Below are 23,899 nucleotides of genomic sequence, written 5' to 3' on the forward strand. Positions count from 1 at the left end.
CGACAGGAGCCAGAGGACAATGCAGACCAAGCTGGACGAAGCCAAGGCCGAGCTGCTCGAACGGGCCGCCCGGGTAGCTGAGAACAGCCCGGTCGGGGGGCACCTACCGACCGGGACGACGGGCGAGGGATCCGCCGGCACTCCCGACACCGAGTCCGTGCTCGCGTTCCTCCAGCGCTACTACCTGCACACCGCCCCGGAAGACCTTTCGGACCGCGACCCGGTCGACGTCTTCGGCGCCGCGGTCTCGCACTACCGGCTCGCCGAGAACCGCCCGCAGGGCACCGCGAACGTCCGGGTGCACACCCCGACCGTGGAGGAGAACGGGTGGACCTGCAGCCACACCGTCGTGGAGGTCGTCACCGACGACATGCCCTTCCTCGTCGACTCGGTCACCAATGAGCTGACCCGGCAGGGACGCGGCATCCACGTCGTCATCCACCCGCAGATCGTCGTCCGGCGCGACCTCACCGGCAAGCTCATCGAGGTGCTGCCCACCGCGCCCACCGGCGTCGGTGACCTTCCGCACGACGCGCACATCGAGTCCTGGATCCATGTCGAGATCGACCGCGGGACGGACCGCGCCGATCTGAAGCAGATCACCGCCGACCTGCTGCGCGTCCTGTCCGACGTCCGTGAGGCCGTCGAGGACTGGGAGAAGATGCGGGACGCGGCGGCCCGGATCGGCGACGAGCTGGCGAGCGAGCCCCGGCCGAGCGACCTTTCCGCGCCCGAGGTCGAGGAGGCCCGCGAGCTGCTGCGCTGGCTGTCCGCCGACCACTTCACCTTCCTCGGCTACCGCGAGTACCAGCTGCGCGACGACGACACCCTCGCCGCCGTGCCCGGCACCGGCCTCGGCATCCTGCGCTCCGACCCGCACCACGCCGAGGACGACCAGCACCCGGTCAGCCCCTCCTTCGAGCGGCTGCCGGCCGACGCCCGGGCCAAGGCCCGCGAGCACAAGCAGCTGGTGCTGACCAAGGCGAACAGCCGGGCCACCGTGCACCGGCCGTCGTACCTGGACTACGTCGGCGTGAAGAAGTTCGACGCGGCCGGCAACGTCGTCGGCGAGCGCCGTTTCCTCGGCCTGTTCTCCTCCGCCGCCTACACCGAGTCCGTCCGCCGGGTCCCGGTCATCCGGCGCAAGGTCGACGAGGTCCTCCAGCGCGCCGGCTTCTCGCCCGAGAGCCACGACGGCCGCGACCTGCTCCAGATCCTGGAGACCTACCCGCGCGACGAGCTGTTCCAGACCCCCGCCGCCGAGCTGCAGGCCATCGCGACGAGCGTCCTGTACCTGCAGGAGCGCCGCCGGCTGCGGCTGTACCTGCGCCAGGACGAGTACGGCCGCTACTACTCGGCCCTCGTCTACCTCCCGCGCGACCGCTACACCACCGGCGTCCGGCTGCGGATCATCGACATCCTGAAGGAGGAGCTCGGCGGCATCAGCGTCGACTTCACCGCCTGGAACACCGAGTCGATCCTGTCCCGGCTGCACTTCGTCGTCCGGGTCCCGCCGGGCACCGAGCTGCCCGAGCTGTCGGACGGCGACAGGGACCGCATCGAGGCCCGCCTGGTCGAGGCCGCCCGCTCCTGGTCGGACGGGTTCGGCGAGGCGCTGAATGCCGAGTGCGGCGAGGAGCGCGCGGCCGAGCTGCTGCGCCGCTACTACGGCGGCAACTCCTTCCCGGAGGGCTACAAGGCCGACCACAGCCCGCGTGCGGCGGTCGCCGACCTGGTCCACCTGGAGCGGCTCAGCGAGGAGAAGGGCAACGACTTCTCGCTCAGCCTGTACGAGCCGGTGGGCGCGGCCCCCGGTGAGCGCCGCTTCAAGATCTACCGCAAGGGCGACGCGGTCTCCCTGTCCGCCGTGCTGCCGGTCCTCAACCGGCTCGGCGTCGAGGTCGTGGACGAGCGGCCGTACGAGCTGCGCTGCTCGGACCGCACCGTCGCCTGGATCTACGACTTCGGCCTGCGCCTGCCCAAGGCGCTGGCCGGCCCCAACGGCGACTACCTCGGCGACGACGGCCGTGAGCGGTTCCAGGAGGCGTTCGCCGCGACCTGGACCGGCCAGGCCGAGAACGACGGCTTCAACGCCCTCGTGCTGAGCGCCGGGCTGAACTGGCGGCAGGCGACGGTGCTGCGCGCGTACGCCAAGTACCTGCGGCAGGCCGGCTCCACCTTCAGCCAGGACTACATGGAGGACACCCTCCGCAACAACGTCCACACCACCCGGCTCCTCGTCTCCCTGTTCGAGGCGCGGATGTCCCCGGACCGGCAGAAGGCCGGCCTGGAGATCGTGGACGCCCTGCTGGAGGAGCTGGAGGCGGCCCTGGACCAGGTGGCGAGCCTGGACGAGGACCGCATCCTGCGCTCGTTCCTGACCGTCATCAAGGCGACCCTGCGCACGAACTTCTTCCAGGAGGCGCTCGGCGGCAAGCCGCACGAGTACGTGTCCATGAAGTTCGACCCGCAGGCCATCCCGGACCTGCCCGCGCCGCGCCCGGCGTACGAGATCTGGGTGTACTCGCCGCGCGTCGAGGGCGTGCACCTGCGCTTCGGCAAGGTCGCCCGAGGCGGCCTGCGCTGGTCGGACCGCCGGGAGGACTTCCGTACCGAGATCCTCGGCCTGGTCAAGGCGCAGATGGTGAAGAACACCGTCATCGTGCCGGTCGGCGCCAAGGGCGGCTTCGTCGCCAAGCAGCTGCCGGACCCGGCCGTCGACCGGGACGCGTGGCTGGCCGAGGGCATCGCCAGCTACAAGACGTTCATCTCGGCGCTGCTCGACATCACGGACAACATGGTGGCCGGCGAGGTCGTGCCGCCGCAGGACGTGGTCCGGCACGACGGCGACGACACCTACCTGGTGGTCGCGGCCGACAAGGGCACGGCGACGTTCTCCGACATCGCCAACGGGGTTGCCGAGAAGTACAACTTCTGGCTCGGCGACGCCTTCGCCTCCGGAGGCTCGGCCGGCTACGACCACAAGGGCATGGGTATCACCGCGCGCGGCGCCTGGGAGTCCGTGAAGCGGCACTTCCGCGACATGGGCGTGGACACGCAGACCGAGGACTTCACGGTCGTCGGCATCGGTGACATGTCCGGTGACGTGTTCGGCAACGGCATGCTGCTGAGCGAGCACATCCGCCTGGTCGCCGCCTTCGACCACCGGCACATCTTCATCGACCCGACGCCGGACGCGGCCACCTCCTACGCCGAGCGCCGCCGTCTGTTCGAGCTCCCCCGCTCCAGCTGGGAGGACTACAACACCGAGCTGATGTCGGCGGGCGGCGGGATCTTCCCGCGCACGGCCAAGGCGATCCCGCTCAACGCGCACATCCGTGAGGCCCTGGGCATCGAGGAGAAGATCTCCAAGATGACCCCGGCCGACCTGATGAAGGCGATCCTGCACGCGCCAGTGGACCTGCTGTGGAACGGCGGCATCGGCACGTACGTGAAGTCGTCGGCGGAGTCCAACGCCGACGTCGGCGACAAGGCCAACGACGCCATCCGCGTCGACGGCGGCGACCTGCGCGTCAAGGTCGTCGGCGAGGGCGGCAACCTGGGCCTGACCCAGCTGGGCCGCATCGAGTTCGCGCTGCACGGCGGACGGATCAACACCGACGCGATCGACAACAGCGCCGGTGTGGACACCTCCGACCACGAGGTGAACATCAAGATCCTGCTGAACGGCCTGGTCGCGGACGGCGACATGACCGTCAAGCAGCGCAACAAGCTGCTCGCCGAGATGACCGACGAGGTCGGCGCCCTGGTGCTGCGCAACAACTACGCGCAGAACACGGCGCTCGCCAACGCCCTCGCCCAGTCCAAGGACATGCTGCACGCGCAGCAGCGGTTCATCCGCCACCTGGTCCGCGAGGGCGACCTCGACCGGGCGCTGGAGTTCCTGCCCACCGACCGCCAGATCCGTGAGCGGCTCGGCCAGGGCCAGGGCCTGACCGGTCCGGAGACGGCCGTCCTGCTGGCGTACACGAAGATCACGGTCGCCGACGAGCTGCTGCACACCTCGCTGCCGGACGACCCGTACCTGCGCACCCTGCTGCACGCGTACTTCCCGACGGCGCTGGGCGAGCGGTTCGCGGACGCGGTCGACAGCCACCCGCTGCGCCGCGAGATCACCACGACCGTGCTGGTCAACGACACGGTCAACACGGGCGGTACGACGTACCTGCACCGCCTGCGCGAGGAGACGGGTGCCTCGCTGGAGGAGATCGTCCGCGCCCAGACCGCGGCCCGCGCGATCTTCCGCTCGGCGCCCGTGTGGGACGCGGTCGAGGAGCTGGACAACAAGGTCGACGCGACCGTCCAGACCCGGATCCGGCTGCACTCGCGCCGCCTGGTGGAGCGCGGCACGCGCTGGCTGCTGAACAACCGGCCGCAGCCGCTGCAGCTCGCGGAGACCATGGAGTTCTTCGGCGAGCGGGTCGAGCAGGTCTGGCAGGAGCTGCCCAAGCTGCTGCGCGGCGCGGACCTCGAGTGGTACCAGCACGTGTACGACGAGCTGTCCGCGACCGGCGTCCCGGACGAGCTGGCCACCCGCGTGGCCGGGTTCTCCTCCGCCTTCCCGGCGCTGGACATCGTCTCGGTGGCCGACCGCATGGGCAAGGAGCCGCTGGACGTCGCCGAGGTCTACTACGACCTCGCCGACCGGCTCAGCATCACGCAGCTGATGGACCGCATCATCGAGCTGCCCCGTGCCGACCGTTGGCAGTCGATGGCCCGCGCCTCCATCCGCGAGGACCTGTACGCGGCCCACTCGGCGCTCACGGCGGACGTCCTCGCGGCCGGCAACGGCTCGTCGAGCCCGGAGCAGCGCTACCAGGCCTGGGAGCAGAAGAACTCGGCGATCCTGGGCCGGGCGCGGTCCACCCTGGAGGAGATCCGCGGTTCGGAGTCCTTCGACCTCGCCAACCTGTCGGTGGCGATGCGGACGATGCGGACGCTGCTGCGCACGCATTCGTAGCCGTACGGCGAGGAGAGCGCCCCGGGCCTGGTGAGGCCCGGGGCGCTCTCCTCTTCTCTCTGACCGATCTCGACGGCCCTTCTTGCCGACCCTTAGGCAAAAACGTGCGGTGAATTTACCGTTTCCTGCTAATCGATATGTTTCGGATAGGGTCTGGGCTGTGACAGTGAACCTCACCGAGACCCGCCCGGTGGCAACCGCGCCGGCTCCGGCCCGGCCCGTCACGCGCGTCGTGCTGGAAGTCGTGAAATTCGGGATCGTCGGCGGCAGCGGCGTCCTCGTCAATTTCCTGGTGTTCAACCTGCTGCTGCACGGCTTGCGTTGGCAGGCGATGACCGCGACGGTCCTGGCCAGTTGTATCGCGATGGCGACCAATTACCTGGGCTTCCGCTATTACGCCTACCGCGACCGGGCCTCGCGCACCCGCCGCCAGATCGTCCTGTTCTTCGCCTTCAGCGGCCTCGGCGTGGTGATGGAAAGCGGCCTGTTCTGGGTCGGTTATCACGGGCTCGAAATGCACAGCGCGTTCGAATCGAATGTGGCGAAGGCGCTGTCGATCGTGCTCGCCTCCGCCTTCCGCTTCCTTGTCTACCGCACGTGGGTGTTCGAGCAGGATGCGCGCCGCGCCGCCTAGCACCGCGAGCGCGGTACGGGCGCTGCCGCAGGCCGCCGCCGCGCTGGTACTGGTGCTGATGCTTCTGGTGATCGTCCGTCTGCCCTGGGCGGGCGACCTGGGCATGCACGCGGCCACCGTGCAGCGGCTGCGGCACAGCCTGCTGAACCCCGGGAACCCGCTGGTCGACGTCGACACACCGAGCCCGTACTACTCGCCCTGGATGCTGCTGCTGGGCTGCCTCGCCCGGATCACCAGCCTGTCGGTGTTCGACGTGCTGCGGATCGGCGCGGTCATCGGGTTCGGGCTGCTGACCACCGGGGTGTGGCGGTACGTCCGCACGCTCAGCGCCCACCGTGCGGCGCCCGCCCTCGCGATCCTGAGCCTGGTCTTCCTCTGGGGCCCTGCCCTCTTCAACTGGAGCGGCTTCCTGGGCCTCAACTCGCTCGCGCTGACGGTGTCGTACCCCAGCGTGTTGGCGCTCGGCCTGTCCTTCCACTTCTGGGCCTGGCTCACCCGGGCGCTGCGCTCCGAGACCCGCTGGGCGGTGTGGCTGGGACTGGGGCTGCTGTGGGGGCTGATCCTGCTGTGCCACCAGTTCACCGGGGTGGTGGCGTCGCTGGGCGCGCTGGCGATGGTGATCGCGGCACGGCCGGGCCGTGCGGTTCTGCTGCGGCTCGGTGCCGCTCTGGTCCTCGGCATGGTGCTGCTGTGGCTCTGGCCGTACTACGACTTCTTCTCGCTCTTCTCCGCCGGCGCGGACCTGGAGGCGATCCACCGGCCGCTGTACGACCACCTGGCGGGGCGATTCGGGCTGGTGCTGCTGGGGGTCGTGGCGCTGGGTCTGCGCTGGCGGCGGGACCGCTGGGATCCCCTCGTCCTCTTCTTCACCCTCGGTGTGCTGGTGTTCGCCGCGGGCGGGCTGACCGGGCACTACTCGTGGGGCCGCGCCCTGCCGGCCGTACTGATCCCGGCTCAGCTGGCGGCCGCGCTGGAGGTCGTGTCGGCCGGGAAGCGGGCCATGGGGGTGCCCCCGCGTGAGCGAAGCCGAACGTGGGGGAGGGTGGGGTGGGCGTGTGCGCTCGGCGCCGCGCTGGCCGTGGGCGCGTGGGCGCAGGCGGGGACGCTCGGCTATGTGGTCGGGCGGGACGCGCTGCCGGGTGCGGTCGCCGCGAAGTACCGGACGCCATGGGTCGGGTACCAGTGGATCACGCCCTGGGTGAAGTACGGGGACGTGGTCATGGCCCGTACGTTTCCGTCCCGGCAGATTCCCGCGTACGGGCCCTACACCGTGGCTCCTGGGTATCCCGATGTGTTCCTGCCGGATGCGGGGAGGCGGGATGCGGCGGTGACGCGGTATTTCGCGGCGGGTACGCCCGGCGATGCACGGCGGGCGATAGTGCGGGAGTACGGGGTTCGGTGGGTCGTGGGCGGCAAGGGGGTCGCGGAGCCGTGGTTGCGGCAGGTTGCCACCGGGCCGGGGGGACAGGTGCTGTACCAAGTCGCGCGCTGACCGGTGCTGCAGCTGGGCGGGCGTGGGTCCGCTCACCGGTGCGTGCGGGTGCCGCGAGGGCGGCCGGGCCGCGGCTGTCTGCGGCTGCGTGGCTACGGCGCCTGTGCGGCCGACGGCACCGCAACTCCTGAGGGGCGCGGGGAACTGCGTGACCAGCCCCCACGCGCCCGCAGACGGATGACGGCCCTGCTAGCGCAGCAGGCTCGCCGCAAGCCGGACCGCGTTCCGGACCTTCGGGCGGGCCACCTTCTGGACCATCGGGCGGATGACGCGAGCCGTGACTCCCACCGGGTGCCAGCGGACCTGGAGGCGGCCGGGGTTTCGGCCCTCCGGTTCGATGGTGACGTCGTGCGGGGTGGCGCCGGAGCGGTAGTCGATGCGGGCCGTGACGGCGGGGAAGTCCAGGGGGGCCAGGAGGACGCCCGAGTGGGCCAAGCCCTGCTGTTCGAGCCGGAGCAGGGGGTGGCGTACTCCGGCGAAGCCCTGCACAGGGAGCTGTGCCGTCGAGAGGTCCAGGCGGACGCGGCCCTCGAAGATGCCCGGGCGGATCGGGTCCAGGCGGAACGGGACCGTCATGCGGCGTCGGCCGGGGGCCAGCACCAGGCTCGCGCGCTGCGGTCCCACCGGGAGTCGCAGGCCGGGGTCGTAGGTGCGGATCGCGAGGGTGACGGAGGCTCCGGGGCCCGGGATGAGTTCGGTGATCTCGTGGCGGAAGTGGGCACTGGGGAAGGGACGGGTGTCCAGCTCCAGGTCGGAGACGTCCAGTTCGTGGCGGGCCCGGTCGGAGGAGGGGACGGTGTCGCCCCAGTACGTGGTGCCGGAGTCGTCGGCGGTGATGTGCCTCGGTGCCACGCCGTTGCCCATGCCCCGCGCCGCCTGCTGGGCGTCGGACAGGCGGCCGTCGCGCAGGAGTTGGAGGACCACCCGTTCCGGGCGGGGCAGCCGGGCGAAGGCGCCCTCGGCCAGCGTGTCCAGGTACGGGTTCATGATCTCGGCGAAGGACTCCAGCCACTCGGTGTCCCGGTAGGGCAGGTCGCCCGCGTACATCCGGAAGTCGTGCTTGAGGAACTTGTAGTCCTTGTCCTCCCGCAGGGCCGCGTGTCCGCTCTCCACCAGGAAGTCGTCGATCAGGCGCTGTACGTGCACCCGGTCGCCGACGTTGGAGATCTTGTGCCGCTGGTTGGAGATGGACGCCGACGCGGCGGCCGCGAACGGCTCGATGTACCAGACGTACACCGGGTCCGGGATGATCGTGAACGCTTTCGCCAGGCAGTACGCCTGCGCCGAGAACAGCTGGTCCTCGTAGTGGATGCCCTCGGGGAAGCGGAGCTGGTGGCGGTCCAGGAACGCGCGGGCGTACATCTTGCTGGTGGACAGGTGCTCGAACAGCAGCCGGGGGTCGGACTCGATGCCCTCCACGGTGCGGTGCTCGGCGACCAGGTGGGGCATCCAGGTCGAGCGGCGCCCGTTGTCCACCCGGACCCGGCGGACCGCACCCATCGTGAAGTCCACCTCCCGCTCCCGGTGTGCGGCCAGCAGCAACTCGACCGCGTGCGGCGGGAGTTCGTCGTCGCTGTCGAGGAACATCAGGTACGGCGCCCGGGCGATCTCGATGGCCCGGTTGCGCGGGGCGCTGCAGCCGCCGCTGTTCTCCGGCAGGCGCAGGTAGTGGATGCGGTGGTCCTGGGCCGCCAACTCCCGGGCCACCGAAGGCGTCTCGTCGGTGGAGTGGTCGTCGCTGATGACGATCTCGATGTTGGCGTGGGTCTGGGCGCGAAGCGATGCGACCGCCCGGGGGAGACGGGCCGCGTCGTTGTAGACGATGACCGTCACCGTGACGTCGGGGGTCGTCATGCCGTGGCCTCCTCGGGGGTCGGGGCGGGGGTGCGTTCGTCGAGTGGGATCAGTGGGGGCAGCGCATCCTCGGGTTCGCCGAGGAAGACCCGGCGTACGACCCGTTCGGCGGCGCGCCCGTCGTCGTACTCGCAGAACCGGCGCCGGAACGCGGCCCGTGCCTTGGCCGCGCCCTCGTCGCGCCAGGCGCCCGAGAGGAAGATCTCCGCGAGTTCCTCCTGGGTGCGGGCGACCTGGCCGGGCGCCTCGGCCATCAGGTCGAAGTAGACGCCCCGGGTGGTCCGGTACGTCTCCCAGTCGTCGGCGTAGACGACGATCGGGCGGTCCAGGTTGGCGTAGTCGAACATGATCGACGAGTAGTCCGTGACCAGCGCGTCGGCGGCCAGGCACAGCTCCTCGACGGGGTCGTAGGAGGAGACGTCGATGATCCGGCCGGAGCGGCGCAGGCCGGTCAGCGGGGAGGCGGCGCCACCGTAGAAGTAGTGGGCGCGGACCAGGAGGACCGTGTCCTCGCCGAGCCGGTCGGCGAGCGCGGCGAGGTCCAGGCGCGGGGTGAAGCCGGCCTCGTAGTCGCGGTGGGTGGGGGCGTAGAGGACGGCTGTCCTGCCGGGGGCGATGCCGAGGCGTTCGCGGGCGGCGCGGACGTCGGCGGCCGTGGCGGTGTAGAAGACGTCGTTGCGCGGATAGCCGTAGTCCAGGGAGGTGTAGCGGGCCGGGTAGGCGCGCTCCCACATGCGGGTGGAGTGGCTGTTGGCGCTGACGCTGTAGTCCCACTTGTCGATACGGGCCAGCAGCGCGGCGAAGTCCAGGCCCTTGGCGGCGGCCGGGTGTTCCATCTGGTCCAGGCCCATGCGCTTGAGCGGGGTGCCGTGGTGGGTCTGGAGGTGGATCGCGCCGGGGCGTTTGACCACCGCGTTGGGGAAGTTGACGTTGTTGATCAGGTACTTGGCGGTGGCCAGGGTCTCCCAGTAGCGGCGGGTGCCGGGGACCACGTGGTCCGTGCCGGGCGGCAGGAGGGCCGCGTTCTCCTTGTTGACCACCCACACCCTGTGGATGTGCGGGGCGAGTTCGGCGAGTTTGGCGGCGATGGCGGCCGGGTTGCAGGAGACCCCGCGCTCCCAGTAGGCCGCGAACACGGCCAGGTCGGGATCGACCGGGCGGCCGAGCGCCCTGCGGTACTGCTGGTCGCGGAGCTTCGCGCCCACTTGGCGCTTACGGGTCCGTACGGTCTTCCTGGCGGCGCGGCGGGTGCGGTTGGCGGCCTGGAAGGCGCGGTACTTGGTGTAGGCGCCCTCTTCGAGCAGGGCGTGCCGGACGCCCTCGATGCCGGCCGGGCGCTGGTGGCCCTCGGGGCGCCAGCGGACCGCCGCCAGGGAGGCCCGGCGGAAGAACTCACGGGCCACCGCGTCGGGCAGGTTCTCGCCGGCGAAGGTGCGCACCAGGTCGCGGACCATCAGGTCGTACAGGACCGTGCGCGCGGCACGGCGGTCCCGGGCGAGCGGGAGCAGGGACTCGTACCGGTCGATGAGCGCGAAGCGGTCCTCGGAGGTGAGGGGCGGCACGCTCTCGGGGCGCAGCACGCGGTTCTCGTACGCCGCCTGGTTCAGGCAGGCGACGCGGCCGGCGTGCAGCAGGGCCGCGTGGGCGGCGTACGCCTCGTCGTCGGTGGTGAGCTGCTCCTCGTGCGCCCGCCAGAACGCGGTGCGCAGGGCACGGGTGCCGAACAGCGGGGTGAGGCGCAGCAGGTCGGCCGCCTCGTCCAGGGCGAGGTCGGCGCGGCCGGCGCCGGCGAGGAGGCGGCCGTCGCGGGAGGGGGCGGCGGCGGTCTGCCAGGTGGTGGTGACGTGGTCGAGGAGGAGGACGTCCACCGAATCGTCCAGCTCGGCGGTGCGCTCGGCGATCAGCCGGGGCGCGCCGGCGGGCAGACCGTCCTTGGCGTGCACGAAGTGCAGCCAGCGGCCGGACGCCCGCGCGGCGCCCGCCGTCCGGGCCGCCGCGTCACCGGTACCTTCCGGCAGGGGCACCACGACCGTCTCGGGAGCGTGACCCTCGGCCGTCTCCCGCGCCCAGTCGCCGACCGCGGCGACGATCACCTCGGCGTCCGGGAGCGGGCGGGCTTCCAGCGAGTCGAGCAGTTCGGTCAGATGCCCCTGGGCGTTCGGCCCGTAGACGACGACACTGAGTTGGGGCATCGCAGGGGACTCCTTCGGCTCGCGGTCTCAGGGGGCACCTTTCATAACATACTGTCACTAGAGGTATGAAAGGGATAACCACGCCTGAGGTAAGAGCAAGGCTCACGAAGGAAGAGGGACCTTGGGAGCCTCGGGTTCCGGCGCCGCCTTCTTGGGTGCCGGCTTCTTCGCCGTCTTGTCGGTCTTGTCGCCGGTGAAGGCCTCGTACTCCTTCATGACGTCCTCGGTCGGGCCGTCCATGCGCAGCTCGCCGCGCTCCAGCCACAGGACCCGCTCGCAGGTGTCGCGGATCGACTTGTTGTTGTGGCTGACCAGGAAGACCGTTCCCGCCTGCTCACGCAGCTCGCGGATCCGCTGCTCGGAGCGCTTCTGGAAGGAGCGGTCGCCGGTCGCGAGGGCCTCGTCGATCAGCAGGACGTCGTGGTCCTTGGCGGCGGCGATGGAGAAGCGCAGGCGGGCGGCCATGCCGGAGGAGTATGTCCGCATGGGGAGCGTGATGAAGTCGCCCTTCTCGTTGATCCCGGAGAAGTCGACGATGTCCTCGTAGCGCTCCTTCACCTGCTCGCGGGACATGCCCATGGCGAGACCGCCGAGGTGGACGTTGCGTTCGCCGGTGAGGTCGTTCATCAGGGCCGCGTTGACGCCGAGCAGGGAGGGCTGGCCGTGGGTGTAGATGTGGCCGTTCTCCACCGGGAGCAGCCCGGCGACGGCCTTGAGCAGCGTGGACTTGCCGGAGCCGTTCGTGCCGATCAGTCCGATCGCCTCGCCCTTGTAGGCGACGAACGACACCTTCTTGACCGCGTGCACCCGGCGCACGCCGGCCGCCTTCTCGGCCTGCTCGCGGCGCAGCATGCGGTTGAGGGCGGCGGTGGCGGTGCCGCGGCCGGCGCCGGTGCCGTTGACTCGGTAGACGATGTCGACGCCGTCGGCGACGACGGTGGGGATGTTCTCTGCGATCTGCTCAGCCACGGCCGTACGTCTCCTCAGCCTTCCAGAAGTAGATGAAGCCTCCGATGCCGGCCAGCAGCGCCCAGCCGGTGGCCGCTGCCCACACGTGCGGGGGGAGCTGCTTGCCGTGGAAGCTGTGGATCAGCGCGTACCGCATGAGGTCGATGTAGACGGCGGCCGGGTTGGTCTCCAGCAGGACCGTGACGATGTGCGGCAGGTTGTCCTTCTTGGTGAGCTTGCTGATGCTCCACATCACACCGGACACGTACATCCAGGTGCGCAGCACGAACGGCATCAGCTGGGCGATGTCCGGGGTCTTGGCACCCCACCGGGCCATGATCATCGACACGCCCGCGTTGAAGACGGACTGCAGGATCAGCGCGGGGATCGCGAGCAGCCAGCGGGGCGTGATCGGGATGCCGAAGGACAGGATGATCACGACCAGCGCGGTCATCGAGAACAGCAGCTGCTGGAGCTGCTGGAGGCAGAAGGAGATCGGCAGCGCGGCGCGCGGGAAGTGCAGGGCGCGGACCAGGCCGAGGTTCCCCGAGATCGCGCGGGTGCCCGCCATGATCGAGCTCTGCGTGAACGTCCAGATGAACACGCCCGTGACCAGGAAGGGGATGTAGTCCGGCACGCCCTTGCTGGTGCCCAGGAGCACGCCGAAGATGAAGTAGTAGACCGCCGCGTTCAGGAGCGGGTTCATGACCTGCCAGACCTGGCCGAGCTTTGCCTGGCTGTACTGGGCGGTGAGCTTGGCGGTGGCGAACGCGGTGATGAAGTGGCGCCGGGCCCACAGCTGGCGGACGTACTCCGGCAGGGTGGGGCGGGCGCCGCTGACCGTGAGGCCGTGCCGGGCGGCCAGCGCCGAGAGGTCGTCGTCGGCCGGGACCTGGGTGGGGGGCGGTGTGTGGAGGACCTGGCTCACATCCGCTGCTTTCGCTCGGGGGAGGGGGGTGCGTCCGGCTGCCGCCGGGCCTGCGTGGTCCTCGTCCGCCATCCGGCGTTTCCTTACGCTTCTCTTCACGTTCTCTTACGTCGGGACGGGACCGTATCGTCGCAACGTGAGCCTAGAACCATCGACCGTCGGAACGCAACCGTTTCGTCGTAACGCCCTATGCTGGGTCGCATGACGACGAACGCCGACGAGGCCCCGAAGCGCGTGCGCCGCCGGACACCTGCCGGGGCTGCCGTGCTCCGGGAGGACGTGACCGAGGCCATCCGTGCGGCGGTCTTCGAGGAACTCGCGGCGGTCGGGTACGCCAGGATGTCCATCGAGGGCATCGCGCGGCGGGCGGGCGTCGGCAAGACGGCGGTGTACCGCCGCTGGCGCTCCAAGCTGCACCTGGTGCTGGACGTGGTGTCGGCGATGGCGGTACTGGGCCTGCCGGTCCCCGACACGGGCTCCCTGGAAGGGGACCTGCGGCTGCTGTACGAAGTGACGTCCCGCGCCCTGCGCCACCCCGTCGCCTCGCAGATCATCCCCGACCTCCAGGCGGAGGCGGCCCGCAACCCCGAGATCGCGGAGGCCATGCAGAAGGCGCTGCGGGACGGCCAGGAGGGCGTTGCCAGCAAGATCCTGGCGGCGGCGGAGGCCCGCGGCGAGGTCCGGACCGGGGTCGACCCCGACCTGGCCCTGGACCTGATCTCCGGCCCCCTGTACTGGCGCTCGGTGGTGATCCGCTCCCCGAAGCTGCCGAAGGGCTACCTGGAGAACCTGGCACGGGCTACGGCGGGGGCGCTCAAGGCGTTGTGACCTTGCGCAGACTGCCGGCTAGGCCAACCGCTGGGCCAAGTCGGTCAGTTCCCGCGCCCGCAGTACCCGGTCGCCGAACCCCGGCAGCGGTACGTGCAGCAGCTCTGTCCAGCGTTCCGGTACCGCGTCGATCCCGTACACCGCTCCCGCCAACGCCCCGGCGACCGCCGCCACCGTGTCCGTGTCGCCGCCCAGGTCGATCGCCGCGCGTACCGCCCCCTCGTACGACGCCGTCGTGCGCAGGGCCCAGACCGCCGAGCCCAGGCAGGGCCAGACCGCGCCGTTGAACTCGGTGGCCCGGTCCGGGTGCCAGTCGGGGACGAGGACGGTCGCGTAGCGCGCCCGGTGGTCGGGGTGGAGCGCTGCCAGGGTGTCCGGTACGGCGGTGAGCGGATCCTCTCCGGTCAGGGCGACGCGGATCAGCTCGTGCAGGACGGCCGTGCCCTCCCAGGCCGCGGGGTCGCCGTGGGTGAGGGCGGAGAGGCGGCGGGCGGCGTCCATGGTGGCCTCGCGGCCGTGGCGTGCGAAGTGGACGGCTGAAGGGGCCGCCCGCATCAGCGCCCCGTTCCCGGCCGCCCGTTGGTTCGTCCCGAAGTGCTGGGCCGCGGCCGTGTCCCAGGAGGCGCCGCTGGTCAGCACCGCCTCCGTCTGGAGGCCGATGTCCTTCGGGTCGGCGCCCGCCCAGCGTCGGAAGCGCCGGAACACGTCCGGGAGATCCATCCCACCGCGCTCCAGCAGCGACTCGGCGGTCAGCACGGCCATCTGCGTGTCGTCGGTCGCCTCGCCGGGGTCCCAGCCGCCGCCCCCGCACATCTCGGCGCCGTGCCCGGGGTGCGGGAAACGGGCCGAGAAGGCGCCTTCGGGGCCGAACTCGAAGGGCGCTCCGAGGGCGTCGCCCACAGCGGAGCCGAGCAGGGCGCCGGCGGCGCGTTCGGTGCGCGAGGGGGCGGTCATCCCCGGAGCCTACGACCGCGCAGCCTCCGGGTGCAGTCGTAGCCAGCCCTCCCAGGCCGAGGCGATCATGTCCTGGACGTCGTACTTGGCCTGCCAGCCGAGTTCGGTGGCGATGCGGTCGGCGGAGGCGACTACGCGGGCGGGGTCGCCGGGGCGGCGTGGGGTGACGATCGGGGGGCGGTCGTAGCCGGTGGCCGCGTTGATGTGGTCGATCATCTCGCGGACCGAAACACCCTCGCCGCGGCCGATGTTGAGGGTCAGGTCGCGGCCGGGGGTGGAGCGCAGGGCGCGGGCGACCGTCACATGGGCCTCGGCCAGGTCGACCACGTGGATGTAGTCGCGGACGCAGGTGCCGTCGGAGGTCGGGTAGTCGTCGCCGAAGATGCGCGGCGCCGCACCCTCGGTGAGCTTCTCGAAGACCATGGGGACGAGGTTGAAGACGCCCGTGTCGGCCAGGGCGGGGGTGGCCGCGCCGGCCACGTTGAAGTAGCGCAGGGACGCGGTGGCCAGGCCCGTCGCCCGGCCCGTCGCGCGGACCAGCCACTCGCCGGCCAGCTTGGTCTCGCCGTAGGGGGAGAGGGGCAGGCAGGGGGTCTCCTCCGTGACCAGGTCCACGTCCGGCATGCCGTAGACGGCGGCCGAGGAGGAGAAGACGAAGGACGGGACGTCCGCCTGCGTCACGGCCTCCAGCAGGACGCGCAGCCCCTCCACGTTCTCCCGGTAGTAGTGCAGCGGGAGGTCCACGGACTCGCCCACCTGCTTCTTCGCCGCCAGATGGACGACCCCGGTCACCTCGTACTCGGCCAGGGTGCGCGCCAGCCTCTCGCCGTCCAGGATCGAGCCCCGCACCAGCGGTACCTCGTCCGGCACGCGCCCGGCGACACCGGTGGACAGGTCGTCGTAGACCACGGTCCGCTCGCCCGCCTCGGTCATGGCGCGGACGACGTGCGCCCCGATGTATCCGGCGCCGCCGGTGATCAGCCAGGTCATGTGCGGCCTCCCCTCGTCAGCCGGCCTGCTGTGACATGGCCGGTGGCTCTCGGTCGTGCGGGTCCCCGGTGAGGTCCAGGGGGCCCGAGTGAAGTCCAGGTGGTCTCAGTGAAGCAGGCGGCGGAGTCGTCCGTGGGCCACGTTCGTGACACCGCGTATCCCGGTCGCCACGCGCAGTGCCAGTGCGCCGGAGTGGGTGGCGTACGGCTGGACCAGCAGCACGGCGTGCCGGACGCTCGGGACGGCGTGCCGGCGCAGTCGGCCGGCGCCCGTGAGGGCGTGCGCCGTCATGCTCCGGGCCGCCCCGTCCGCGAAGTGCACGGTCAGGCGCAGATCCCAGGTGCCCGCGCCGAGCCCGGCCAGGTCGACCGGCACCTCGGCCGACCAGCCGTCCGTGCCGGAGGGGGTGGAGGGTGTGAATGTGGTCGTCGCGCGCTGGACCGTGCGCCCGTCCTCCCTCGACTGCCACTCCACCTCCACCTCCTGCGGCCCGGCCTCGGCCGTCCGTCCGTACAGCTCGTGCAGCCGCAGGCGCAGCCGAGTGCCACGCGCGCGTGGGCGCAGTTCCGCGTCCACGGTGAGCGGCAGGAGGCGGGTGGGGCGGGTCAGGAGGGGGGCCAGGGTGACCTGGGGGAGGTCGGTGGACCAGACGGGCGTGCCGTCGGGCGTGCGGGCGTAGGGCGGGAGCAGCCGGGCCGGGCGCGCGGCCAGCTCCTTCAGCCGGGGCAGGTCGCACGGCTCGGCGGACTCCAGGACGACCCGCGCCAGCAGCCGGCCGGGCGCCGACGGGTTCGCCTCCCAGTCGGCGGCGTCGTAGTGCGCGAGGTACTCCCGGGTGTGCGCCCACCACGCGCGCTGGTAGTCACCGTCGCGCAAACCCAGTTCGCGCCCGTACATCCGCAGCTCGTGGTCGAGGAACTTCGCCCGCGCCGCCCGCGCCAGCTCCTTCTGTCCGGCGCTCAGCAGAATGTCGTACGCCATCGCGCACGCCGCCGTACGGGCCGTCCAGTTGTCGATCCGCCCCCGGTCCAGGGAGAGCGACAACTGCTCGGCCGACCGGCGCACGTGCCAGATGTACACGCGGTCCGGTACGAGCGTGATGCGCGGCGCGGCGGCGAGCACGCGCGCGGTGAACACGAAGTCCTCGTAGAGGAAGCGCCCCTCGGGGAAGCGGATGTCGTGCTCGCGCAGGAAGGCGGTCCGGTACAGCTTGTTGACGCACAGCGTGTCGTGGACCAGGCGGGGGTTCTGGGAGGGGCGCGCGAGGACGGTGTGCGCCGTGTAGAGGCGCGCCTGCCAGGGCTGTTCCCGCCCCGAGGGCAGCTCCCGGCGCACGCACAGCCCGCTCGCGACCTCGGCGCGCGCTCCCTCGGCCGCTGTCAGCAGCGCGTCCACCGCGCCGGGCGGCAGCACGTCGTCGCTGTCCAGGAACATCACGTACGGCATCGTCACCGCGTCGATCCCGGTGTTGCGCGGGCTGCCGCAGCCGCCGCTGTTGGTCTCCCGGCGCACGATCCGCAGTCTGGGTTCATCGGCGGCGAGGCGGGCCAGCAGTTCGCCGCTGCCGTCCGTCGAGCAGTCGTCCACGGCGATGACCTCGCCGACGGCGGCGCCCTGGTCGAGCGCCGAGCGTATGGCGTCGACCACGTGGTCGACGTCGTTGTAACCGATGACGACGACACCGACCTCAGGCGTAGGGTGCGGGTCTCGTGGGTCTGGATGCATGGGGTCCACAGGCCGGGAGCGTAGAAATACTCGGTAATACCCTGTTAAGAGGCGCTTAGTGCTCGGTGCGGAAGACGGTCGGAATCCGGTCGGGGTTGCGTCACGGGCCCACGCTTTCCGGACGGCGGCTGCGCGGAGCGCCACAGCCGGACGAAGGACAGCACCGCGGCGACGGCCAGCAGCCCGTTGCGCGCCAGCACCAGCAGACAGCCGGTCCAGCTGCCCGCCACCACGTCGCGGTAGAACATCGGGAAGACCACGGAGCTGAGCGCGCTCGCCGCGAGGATCAGCACGGCCACCGGGCGCTGGCTGGTGTGCCGCGAGGTCAGGCACACGGCGGCGAGACCGATCAGCCAGATCATGTACTGGGGGCTGATGACCCGGCTGGTGACGGTGAACAGCAGCACCGCGGCGAGCGCGGCGTCGTACGGCGTGGCCGGGCTCCAGTGCCGCGCCCGCACCCTCCACAGCACCAGCAGCCCGAAGGCGGTCACGGTGAGCACGAGGGAGGCGGTGGCGACGGCGGGCACGTGCGGGCCGACCATCTCGATCGCGCCGTACTGGTAGCGGGCCCGGCCGGACCAGCCGGCGTGCCGCGCCAGGTTGAGCGCCGCACCGCCGAACGACTCGATCTGCACACCCCGGCCGCCCTGCTCCCGCAGGAAGGCCAGCGGATTGTTGAACGAAAGGGCGAGGAGCGCGAGGCAGGCGCCTCCGACGGCCACCGCCCACCCCCACGCCCGCCGCGTCATCGGCCCCCGGGGCGTGCCCAGCAGCACCAGGCCCGGCCACACCTTCACCAGCGCGCCCAGCGCGGCGAAAACACCGCCCGCGCGGGGGGAGCGTCCCAACGTCAGCAGGGAGACGACGGCGAGCGCGGTCACCTGTACGTCGTACCGGGCGAGCGGCAGGTGCATCAGCAGCGGGAGACCGCAGGTCCACAGGGTCGCGCCGAACAGGCTCCGCCCGGGGCGGGTCCCCGCGCGGACCAGGGCCGCCGCGATCAGCGCGTCCGCGGCCAGAGTCAACAGCACGAACGCCTGAAAGTACGTCAACCACGGGAGCAGGCCCGGCGCCAGCAGCACCGCGCCGGCGCCGGGCGGGTACTGCCAGGTGCTGTCGTGCGCGGGGAACGCGCCGTGCGACAGGACGCCGTACCAGTGGAAATACAGCCGCCACACCTCGCGCGGCACCGAACCCCCGCCCAGCAGGGGCGAGCTGTCGTGCGTGAGCAGCCACGACATCAGGGCACGGGTGGCGAGCCATGCGGCGGTGAGGGCGAGGACCGGGCCGGGGGTGACACGGAGACGGTTCATCACGTGGGAGCCTAATCTGCGCGGATGGTGTATCCATGCCGATACGCCGTCAATGACCGGCAAAGGTTGGCTAATCGCAAAAGATCGGGCCATGGTGAACATCGGGCCTCTTGTGAAACCGCAGTCGCGCAGGGCGGCTGCAGCAGCTGTCGTACCGGCTGGTGCTCCGGATGTACCGGGTGCACTGGATGCACCTGGTGCAACGACTCGCGCGGCGAGAGGTGCGCGGAGTGCGCTCGCCGTGTGTGTGTCCGTATCCCTGCCCGCGCTGGTCATGTTCGGGTTCGGGTTCTGGGGGCTGGACCGTGGCGGGATGTGGCGGGACGAGGCCGTCACCTTCCAGGTCGCGCGCCGCACGGTGCCGCAGATCTGGCGGCTGCTGCACGGGGTGGACGCGGTGCACGGCCTGTACTACCTGCTCATGCACGCCGTCCTCGGCATCCGTCCCGGCGAGGTCGTCCTCAGGCTGCCGTCCGTGTGCGCGGCGGCGCTGACCGCGGGTCTGGTGGCCGGGCTCGGCGCGCGGCTGGTGCGGCCGCGTGTCGGGCTGTGGGCCGGGCTGCTGTACGCGATCGCGCCGATGACCGGGCACTACGCACAGGAGGGCCGTTCGTACGCGCTGGTCGCGGCCGGCGCCACCGGGGCGACGCTGCTGTTCGTCCGGGCCGTGCAGGGGGGGTCCTGGCGGGCGTACGGCGTCGTGCTCGGACTCACCTGCTGGCTGCACGAGTTCGCCGTCCTGCTGCTGCTCGCCCATGCGGTGTCGCTGGCGCTGGCCCGGGTGGGGGCGCGGGTGTGGCGGGGCTGGGGGTGTGCGGCGGGTGCGGTGGGGGTTGCGCTGGTGCCGATGGTGCTCGTGTCGCGGGCCCAGTCGGCGCAGGTGGCGTGGTTGCGGAAGCCGACGTGGGAGACGGCGGGAGGGCTGCTGCGGACGTTTCTCGGGCCGACGGACGGGGTGTACTGGGCGTGTCTGGGGTTGGCCGTGGTGGGGCTTGTGGGGTTGGTGGGGCGGCGCGGGGAGGTGACCTGTGCGGGGGTCGCTCTGCCGTTGGCCGTGCTGCCGCCGGCCGTGCTGATGCTGGTGTCGCAGGTTTCCCCGCTGTACGTCGACCGGTACGTGCTGTACGCCCTGTCGGGGGCGCCGTTGCTGGTGGCGGCGGGGGCTGAGTGGGTGGCCGGCGTCGGCGGGCGCCTGCGGCCGGCTGGTCGGCCGGAAAGGCACCGTCAGCTGCCGCCGCTCTCGAAGCTGCCGCCGCGCTCGAAGACCGGCTCCCTCCCCGGCTCCCTCCTCCCCCTGACCGGCGTCCTCCTGATCGCCCTGGCCCTGTCCCACCAACTCCCCCTCCTCAGCGACGACCGTGACCCGGGCCGCCGTCCCGACGACCTGGCTGTCGTGGCGCGAGTTGCCGGACGGGACGTGCGGGACGGGGATTCCGTGCTCTTCATGCCGGCGCAGACGCGGAACGCGGCTCTCGCTTATCCGGGCGCGTTCCGGGGGGTGCGGGACGTGGCGTTGGCGGAGTCGGGGGCCGGGTCGGGGAGTCTGTACGGGAGGGAGGTCGGCGCGGAGACTCTGCTGCGGCGGGTGGCAGGGCTCGACCGGGTCTGGGTCGTCGCCGACCGGGATCTGCTCGCGGGGCGCTGGCGGCCGGGCAGTCCCGTCGAGCGGGCGAAACTCGCCGTGCTGGCGGAGCAGTTCGTGCCCGGCGAGGAGTCCGTCCAGGGCGATGTGACCGTGCGGCTCTACGTCCGCCGGCCGGTCGTCAGCGGGAGCTCTCGGCCTCTTCCAGCGCCGCCGCGTCCAGCGCGGTGGTGAGCTGGTCGAGGCGTTCGCGCAGCTCGCCGATCTCCGCCAGGTCGAAGCCCGTCGCCGCCACGATGCGGCGCGGCACCTGAAGGGCCCGCTCGCGCAGCGCCACGCCCTCCTCGCTGAGCCGCACCTGCACCGACCGCTCGTCCTGCGCGCTGCGCTCGCGCCGGACGAGGCCGGCCCCCTCCAGCCGCTTGACCAGCGGGGACAGCGTGCCGGAGTCCAGGCGCAGATGCTCGCCGAGCTTCTTGACCGGCAGGTCGCCCTGCTCCCACAGCACCAGCATCACCAGGTACTGCGGGTAGGTGAGCCCGAGGTCCTTGAGGATCACGCGGTAGACGCTGTTGAAGGCGCGGGACGCCGCGTGCAGCGAGAAGCAGATCTGGCGGTCCAGGCGGAGCCAGTCCGCCTCGGGGGCGGGGGTCTGGGTGGCGGTCATGTCTCCAGGGTAGCTCTTGCGAGCCATTTAGTTGTGTACAACTTAATTGTGTGCTCTACTTGTGGTCGTGAGGGCGGCCGGACAGGAGCCGCCGATCACATGACTTCGAGAGGGATGGTCTTCCATGGACGCGCTCTACACCGCTGTCGCCACCGCCACCCACGGCCGCGAGGGCCGTGCCGTCTCCTCCGACGGCAAGATCGACCTCGCCCTGGCCATGCCCGTGGAGCTGGGCGGCAACGGCCAGGGCACCAACCCGGAGCAGCTCTTCGCCGCCGGTTACGCCGCCTGCTTCGGCAGCGCGCTCGGCCTCGTCGGCCGCCAGGCGAAGGTGGACGTCAGCGACGCCGCCGTCACCGCCGAGGTCGGCATCGGCAAGCAGGGCGAGGGCTTCGGCCTGAAGGTGACGCTGCGCGTCGAGCTGCCCGAGGCCCTGGACGAGGCCACCGGCCGCAAGCTGGTCGAGACCGCCCACCAGGTGTGCCCCTACTCCAACGCCACCCGCGGCAACATCGAGGTCGACCTCGTCATCGAGTAGGACCCGGGGTCAACCCGGCAACACCTGAGGTGACCTGCCTGCCCTCACATCGAGGCCAGCAGGTCACCTCCGACGTTCTGGCCCGGGATCCGCACGGGAGCGCCCTCGGGCATCGACTCGCCCAGCAGCAGCGTCCGTACGACCCGTTCGGCGGCCCGGCCGTCGTCGAACTCGCAGAACCGCTCCCGGAAGTCCGCCCGCAGCCGCGCCGCCTCCTCGTCCTGCCAGGCCCCGGAGGTGAACAGCCAGGCCAGCTCCAGGTAGGAGTGGGACACATGGCCCGGCGCCTCGGCGGTGATGTCGAGATAGGCGCCCCGGCTCGCGGTGTACGCGGCCCAGTCGTCGGCGTGGACCACGATCGGCCGGTCCAGGTTGGCGTAGTCGAACATCAGGGCCGAGTAGTCGGTGACCAGCACGTCGGAGGCGAGCATCACCTCCTCGACGTGCGGCTCGTCCGTCGCGTCGACCACGATGCCGCGCCGGGCCAGCTCGGTCAGGCCCATCCCGCGCGCGGGACCGGTCGCGAGCGTCGGGTGCAGCCGGACCACGAGGGTGCAGTCCTTGCCCAGGTCGGCCGCGAACCGGGCCAGGTCGATCCGGTCCACGTGCCCGCCCCGCCGGTAGTCCCGGCGCGTCGGCGCGTACAGCACCACCCGGTGGTCCTCGGGGATGCCGTGCCGCAGCCGGAAGGCGGCGCCGGCCTCCCCGGCTCCGCCCGCCGCGCCGACCAGCACGTCGTTGCGCGGGCTGCCGGTGCGCACCGAGGTGAAGTGGCAGGGGTAGGCACGCTCCCACACCAGCTCGGAGTGGCGGTTGGCGACCAGGCTGTAGTCCCAGCGGTCGGCCCGGCGCAGCATCTGCGGCACGTCGAAGCCGAGCCGGGCCCCGGGCTTGTCCAGCAGGTCGGCGCCCATGTACTTCAGCGGGGTGCCCTGGTGGGTGTGGAGGTGCACGCTGCCGGGCCGTTTGGCCAGTGAGCCGGGCCAGTTGACGTCGTTGACGAAGAACTTCGCCCGCGCGGTGACCTCCAGATAGCGCCGGGAGCCCACGAGCACGTGCTCCACGTCCGGCGGCAGCTGCCCGGCGGCCTCCTCGTCGCGGACCACCCACACGCCGCGCAACTGCGGGGCGATCTCCCGCGCCGTGCGGAACACGGCGGCCGGATCGCCCAGCACGCCCCGGTGCGAGGACGCCGAGTACACCACCAGGTGCGGGTCCAGCGGGCGGTGCGCGTGCAGCCCGGCCCAGCCGCGGCGGGCCCGCAGCGCGCCCGCCCGGCGCAGCTGTTCCGTCCGCCGCCCGGCCTCGCGCCCGGCCCGTGCGGCCTGCTGCTTCAGCCGGTACGCCGGGTAGCCGCCCTCCAGCAGGGCGACCTCACCGTCCACCAGGGCGCCCTCGGGCCGGTGGCGGCGGAACATCTCGGCCGTGCGCCGGAAGAACTCGGCCTTGTCCGCGGGCGGCAGCCGGTCCGGCTTGGCGAGGATGTCCAGGCAGTGCTCGCCCATCTTGCGGTGCAGGTACGGCCGCCAGCCCGCCAGTCCCTCGTGCGCGTCCACGAAGGCGAAGACCCGCTCGTACTGGTCGTGGATGTCGAAGTGCTTGCGACTGGTGGTGGACAGGATGTTGCCCTGTCGGCGCTGCCGGTAGTTCAGACAGATCCGGTCCAGGGCGGCGATCCGCCGGGCGCTGAGCATGACCGGGAAGGTCCAGGGGGTGTCCTCGTAGTACCCGGGCGGGAACTCGAAGCCGTGCTCCTCGACGAAGTCGCGCCGGTAGACCTTGTTCCACACCACCATCAGCAGGTCCAGGATCTCCGGCCGGTCGGTGACCGTGAAGGTGTCCGGGCCGGCGTCGGCGAGCACCTGCGCGAGCACGTTGCGCCGGGTGCCGCCCCACCAGTAGGTGCGCGCGTAGTCGAAGACCAGCACGTCCGGGTCGCCCGAGTCCGCCAGCCGGTCGGCGACGGCGCGCAGCGCGCCCGGGGTGAGCGTGTCGTCGCTGTCCAGGAAGAACAGGTAGTCGCCGGTGGCGTGCGGCACACCCGCGTTGCGGGCCCGGCCGAGGCCGACGTTCTCCGGCAGGTGCAGCACCTTCACGCGCGGGTCGCGCTCGGCGTACTCGTCCAGGATCGCGCCGCAGCCGTCGGGGGAGCAGTCGTCCACGGCGATCAGTTCGAGGTCGCCGAAGGACTGCAGCAGCACCGAGTCCAGGCACTCCCGCAGGAAGCCCTGCACCTTGAAACAGGGGACGATGACACTGAAGCGGGGCAC

The 23,899-nt window shown here is 71.5% G+C and carries 16 protein-coding genes; 6 read left to right on the forward strand and 10 right to left on the reverse strand.

Going from position 1 to position 23,899, the window contains the following annotated elements:
* The first annotated feature begins 19 nt into the window (after positions 1-19).
* The 3 genes from ACIRVH_RS36525 (at position 20) to ACIRVH_RS36535 (ending at position 7,107) form a co-directional block, all read left to right on the forward strand.
* On the forward strand, positions 20-4,981 hold the full coding sequence (locus tag ACIRVH_RS36525; protein ID WP_403962755.1) for an NAD-glutamate dehydrogenase: 4,962 nt from the start codon (positions 20-22) through the stop codon (positions 4,979-4,981).
* A gap of 160 nt (positions 4,982-5,141) precedes the next feature.
* A complete protein-coding gene (locus ACIRVH_RS36530) occupies positions 5,142-5,615 on the forward strand; it encodes a GtrA family protein (RefSeq protein WP_403962758.1) in 474 nt (157 codons plus the stop codon).
* On the forward strand, positions 5,596-7,107 hold the full coding sequence (locus tag ACIRVH_RS36535; RefSeq protein ID WP_403962761.1) for a hypothetical protein: 1,512 nt from the start codon (positions 5,596-5,598) through the stop codon (positions 7,105-7,107). Before ACIRVH_RS36530 ends, ACIRVH_RS36535 begins: the two co-directional genes overlap by 20 nt.
* A 189-nt stretch (positions 7,108-7,296) precedes the next feature.
* On the opposite strand, the gene ACIRVH_RS36540 is transcribed toward ACIRVH_RS36535, so the two are convergent.
* The 4 genes from ACIRVH_RS36540 to ACIRVH_RS36555 form a co-directional block, all read right to left on the reverse strand.
* Positions 7,297-8,961 (reverse strand): glycosyltransferase family 2 protein, encoded by a 1,665-nt coding sequence (locus tag ACIRVH_RS36540; protein WP_403962764.1) that lies wholly within the window; start codon positions 8,959-8,961, stop codon positions 7,297-7,299.
* The gene (locus ACIRVH_RS36545) at positions 8,958-11,153 is read right to left on the reverse strand and encodes a CDP-glycerol glycerophosphotransferase family protein (RefSeq protein ID WP_403962767.1); all 2,196 of its coding nucleotides are present in this window, start codon (positions 11,151-11,153) and stop codon (positions 8,958-8,960) included. The genes ACIRVH_RS36540 and ACIRVH_RS36545 overlap by 4 nt, the downstream gene beginning before the upstream one ends.
* Before the next feature lie 102 nt (positions 11,154-11,255).
* The gene (locus ACIRVH_RS36550; RefSeq protein WP_403962769.1) at positions 11,256-12,122 is read right to left on the reverse strand and encodes an ABC transporter ATP-binding protein; all 867 of its coding nucleotides are present in this window, start codon (positions 12,120-12,122) and stop codon (positions 11,256-11,258) included.
* A complete protein-coding gene (locus ACIRVH_RS36555; RefSeq protein ID WP_403962772.1) occupies positions 12,115-13,029 on the reverse strand; it encodes an ABC transporter permease in 915 nt (304 codons plus the stop codon). The genes ACIRVH_RS36550 and ACIRVH_RS36555 overlap by 8 nt, the downstream gene beginning before the upstream one ends.
* 201 nt (positions 13,030-13,230) lie before the next feature.
* On the opposite strand from ACIRVH_RS36555, the gene ACIRVH_RS36560 reads away from it, so the two are divergent.
* Positions 13,231-13,857, forward strand: a complete 627-nt coding sequence (locus tag ACIRVH_RS36560) for a TetR/AcrR family transcriptional regulator (RefSeq protein WP_403962775.1) — start codon at positions 13,231-13,233, stop codon at positions 13,855-13,857.
* Positions 13,858-13,875: 18 nt separating this feature from the next.
* Here the strand turns inward: ACIRVH_RS36560 and ACIRVH_RS36565 are convergent, their stop codons facing one another.
* From ACIRVH_RS36565 to ACIRVH_RS36580, 4 genes are all read right to left on the reverse strand, one after another.
* Positions 13,876-14,811, reverse strand: a complete 936-nt coding sequence (locus ACIRVH_RS36565) for an ADP-ribosylglycohydrolase family protein (RefSeq protein ID WP_403962776.1) — start codon at positions 14,809-14,811, stop codon at positions 13,876-13,878.
* 9 nt (positions 14,812-14,820) lie between these two features.
* Positions 14,821-15,801 (reverse strand): UDP-glucose 4-epimerase GalE, encoded by a 981-nt coding sequence (galE, locus tag ACIRVH_RS36570; protein WP_403962778.1) that lies wholly within the window; start codon positions 15,799-15,801, stop codon positions 14,821-14,823.
* Between the two features lie 105 nt (positions 15,802-15,906).
* Positions 15,907-17,526: a glycosyltransferase gene (locus ACIRVH_RS36575; RefSeq protein WP_403962781.1), complete on the reverse strand. Its 1,620-nt coding sequence runs from the start codon at positions 17,524-17,526 to the stop codon at positions 15,907-15,909.
* A 44-nt stretch (positions 17,527-17,570) separates the two neighbouring features.
* Positions 17,571-18,842: a glycosyltransferase 87 family protein gene (locus ACIRVH_RS36580; protein WP_403962784.1), complete on the reverse strand. Its 1,272-nt coding sequence runs from the start codon at positions 18,840-18,842 to the stop codon at positions 17,571-17,573.
* Positions 18,843-19,089: 247 nt separating this feature from the next.
* Between ACIRVH_RS36580 and ACIRVH_RS36585 the strand changes: the two genes are divergently transcribed.
* On the forward strand, positions 19,090-20,658 hold the full coding sequence (locus ACIRVH_RS36585) for a glycosyltransferase family 39 protein (RefSeq protein ID WP_403962786.1): 1,569 nt from the start codon (positions 19,090-19,092) through the stop codon (positions 20,656-20,658).
* Here ACIRVH_RS36585 and ACIRVH_RS36590 read toward each other — a convergent pair.
* A complete protein-coding gene (locus ACIRVH_RS36590) occupies positions 20,606-21,118 on the reverse strand; it encodes a MarR family winged helix-turn-helix transcriptional regulator (protein ID WP_403962789.1) in 513 nt (170 codons plus the stop codon). The genes ACIRVH_RS36585 and ACIRVH_RS36590 overlap by 53 nt on opposite strands.
* Before the next feature lie 97 nt (positions 21,119-21,215).
* Between ACIRVH_RS36590 and ACIRVH_RS36595 the strand changes: the two genes are divergently transcribed.
* Positions 21,216-21,629, forward strand: a complete 414-nt coding sequence (locus ACIRVH_RS36595) for an organic hydroperoxide resistance protein (protein WP_403962791.1) — start codon at positions 21,216-21,218, stop codon at positions 21,627-21,629.
* Positions 21,630-21,673: 44 nt separating this feature from the next.
* Here the strand turns inward: ACIRVH_RS36595 and ACIRVH_RS36600 are convergent, their stop codons facing one another.
* On the reverse strand, positions 21,674-23,899 hold the full coding sequence (locus ACIRVH_RS36600; RefSeq protein WP_403962794.1) for a CDP-glycerol glycerophosphotransferase family protein: 2,226 nt from the start codon (positions 23,897-23,899) through the stop codon (positions 21,674-21,676).

Source organism: Streptomyces sp. NPDC101165, assembly GCF_044768135.1.
Classification (GTDB): Bacteria; Actinomycetota; Actinomycetes; order Streptomycetales; family Streptomycetaceae; genus Streptomyces.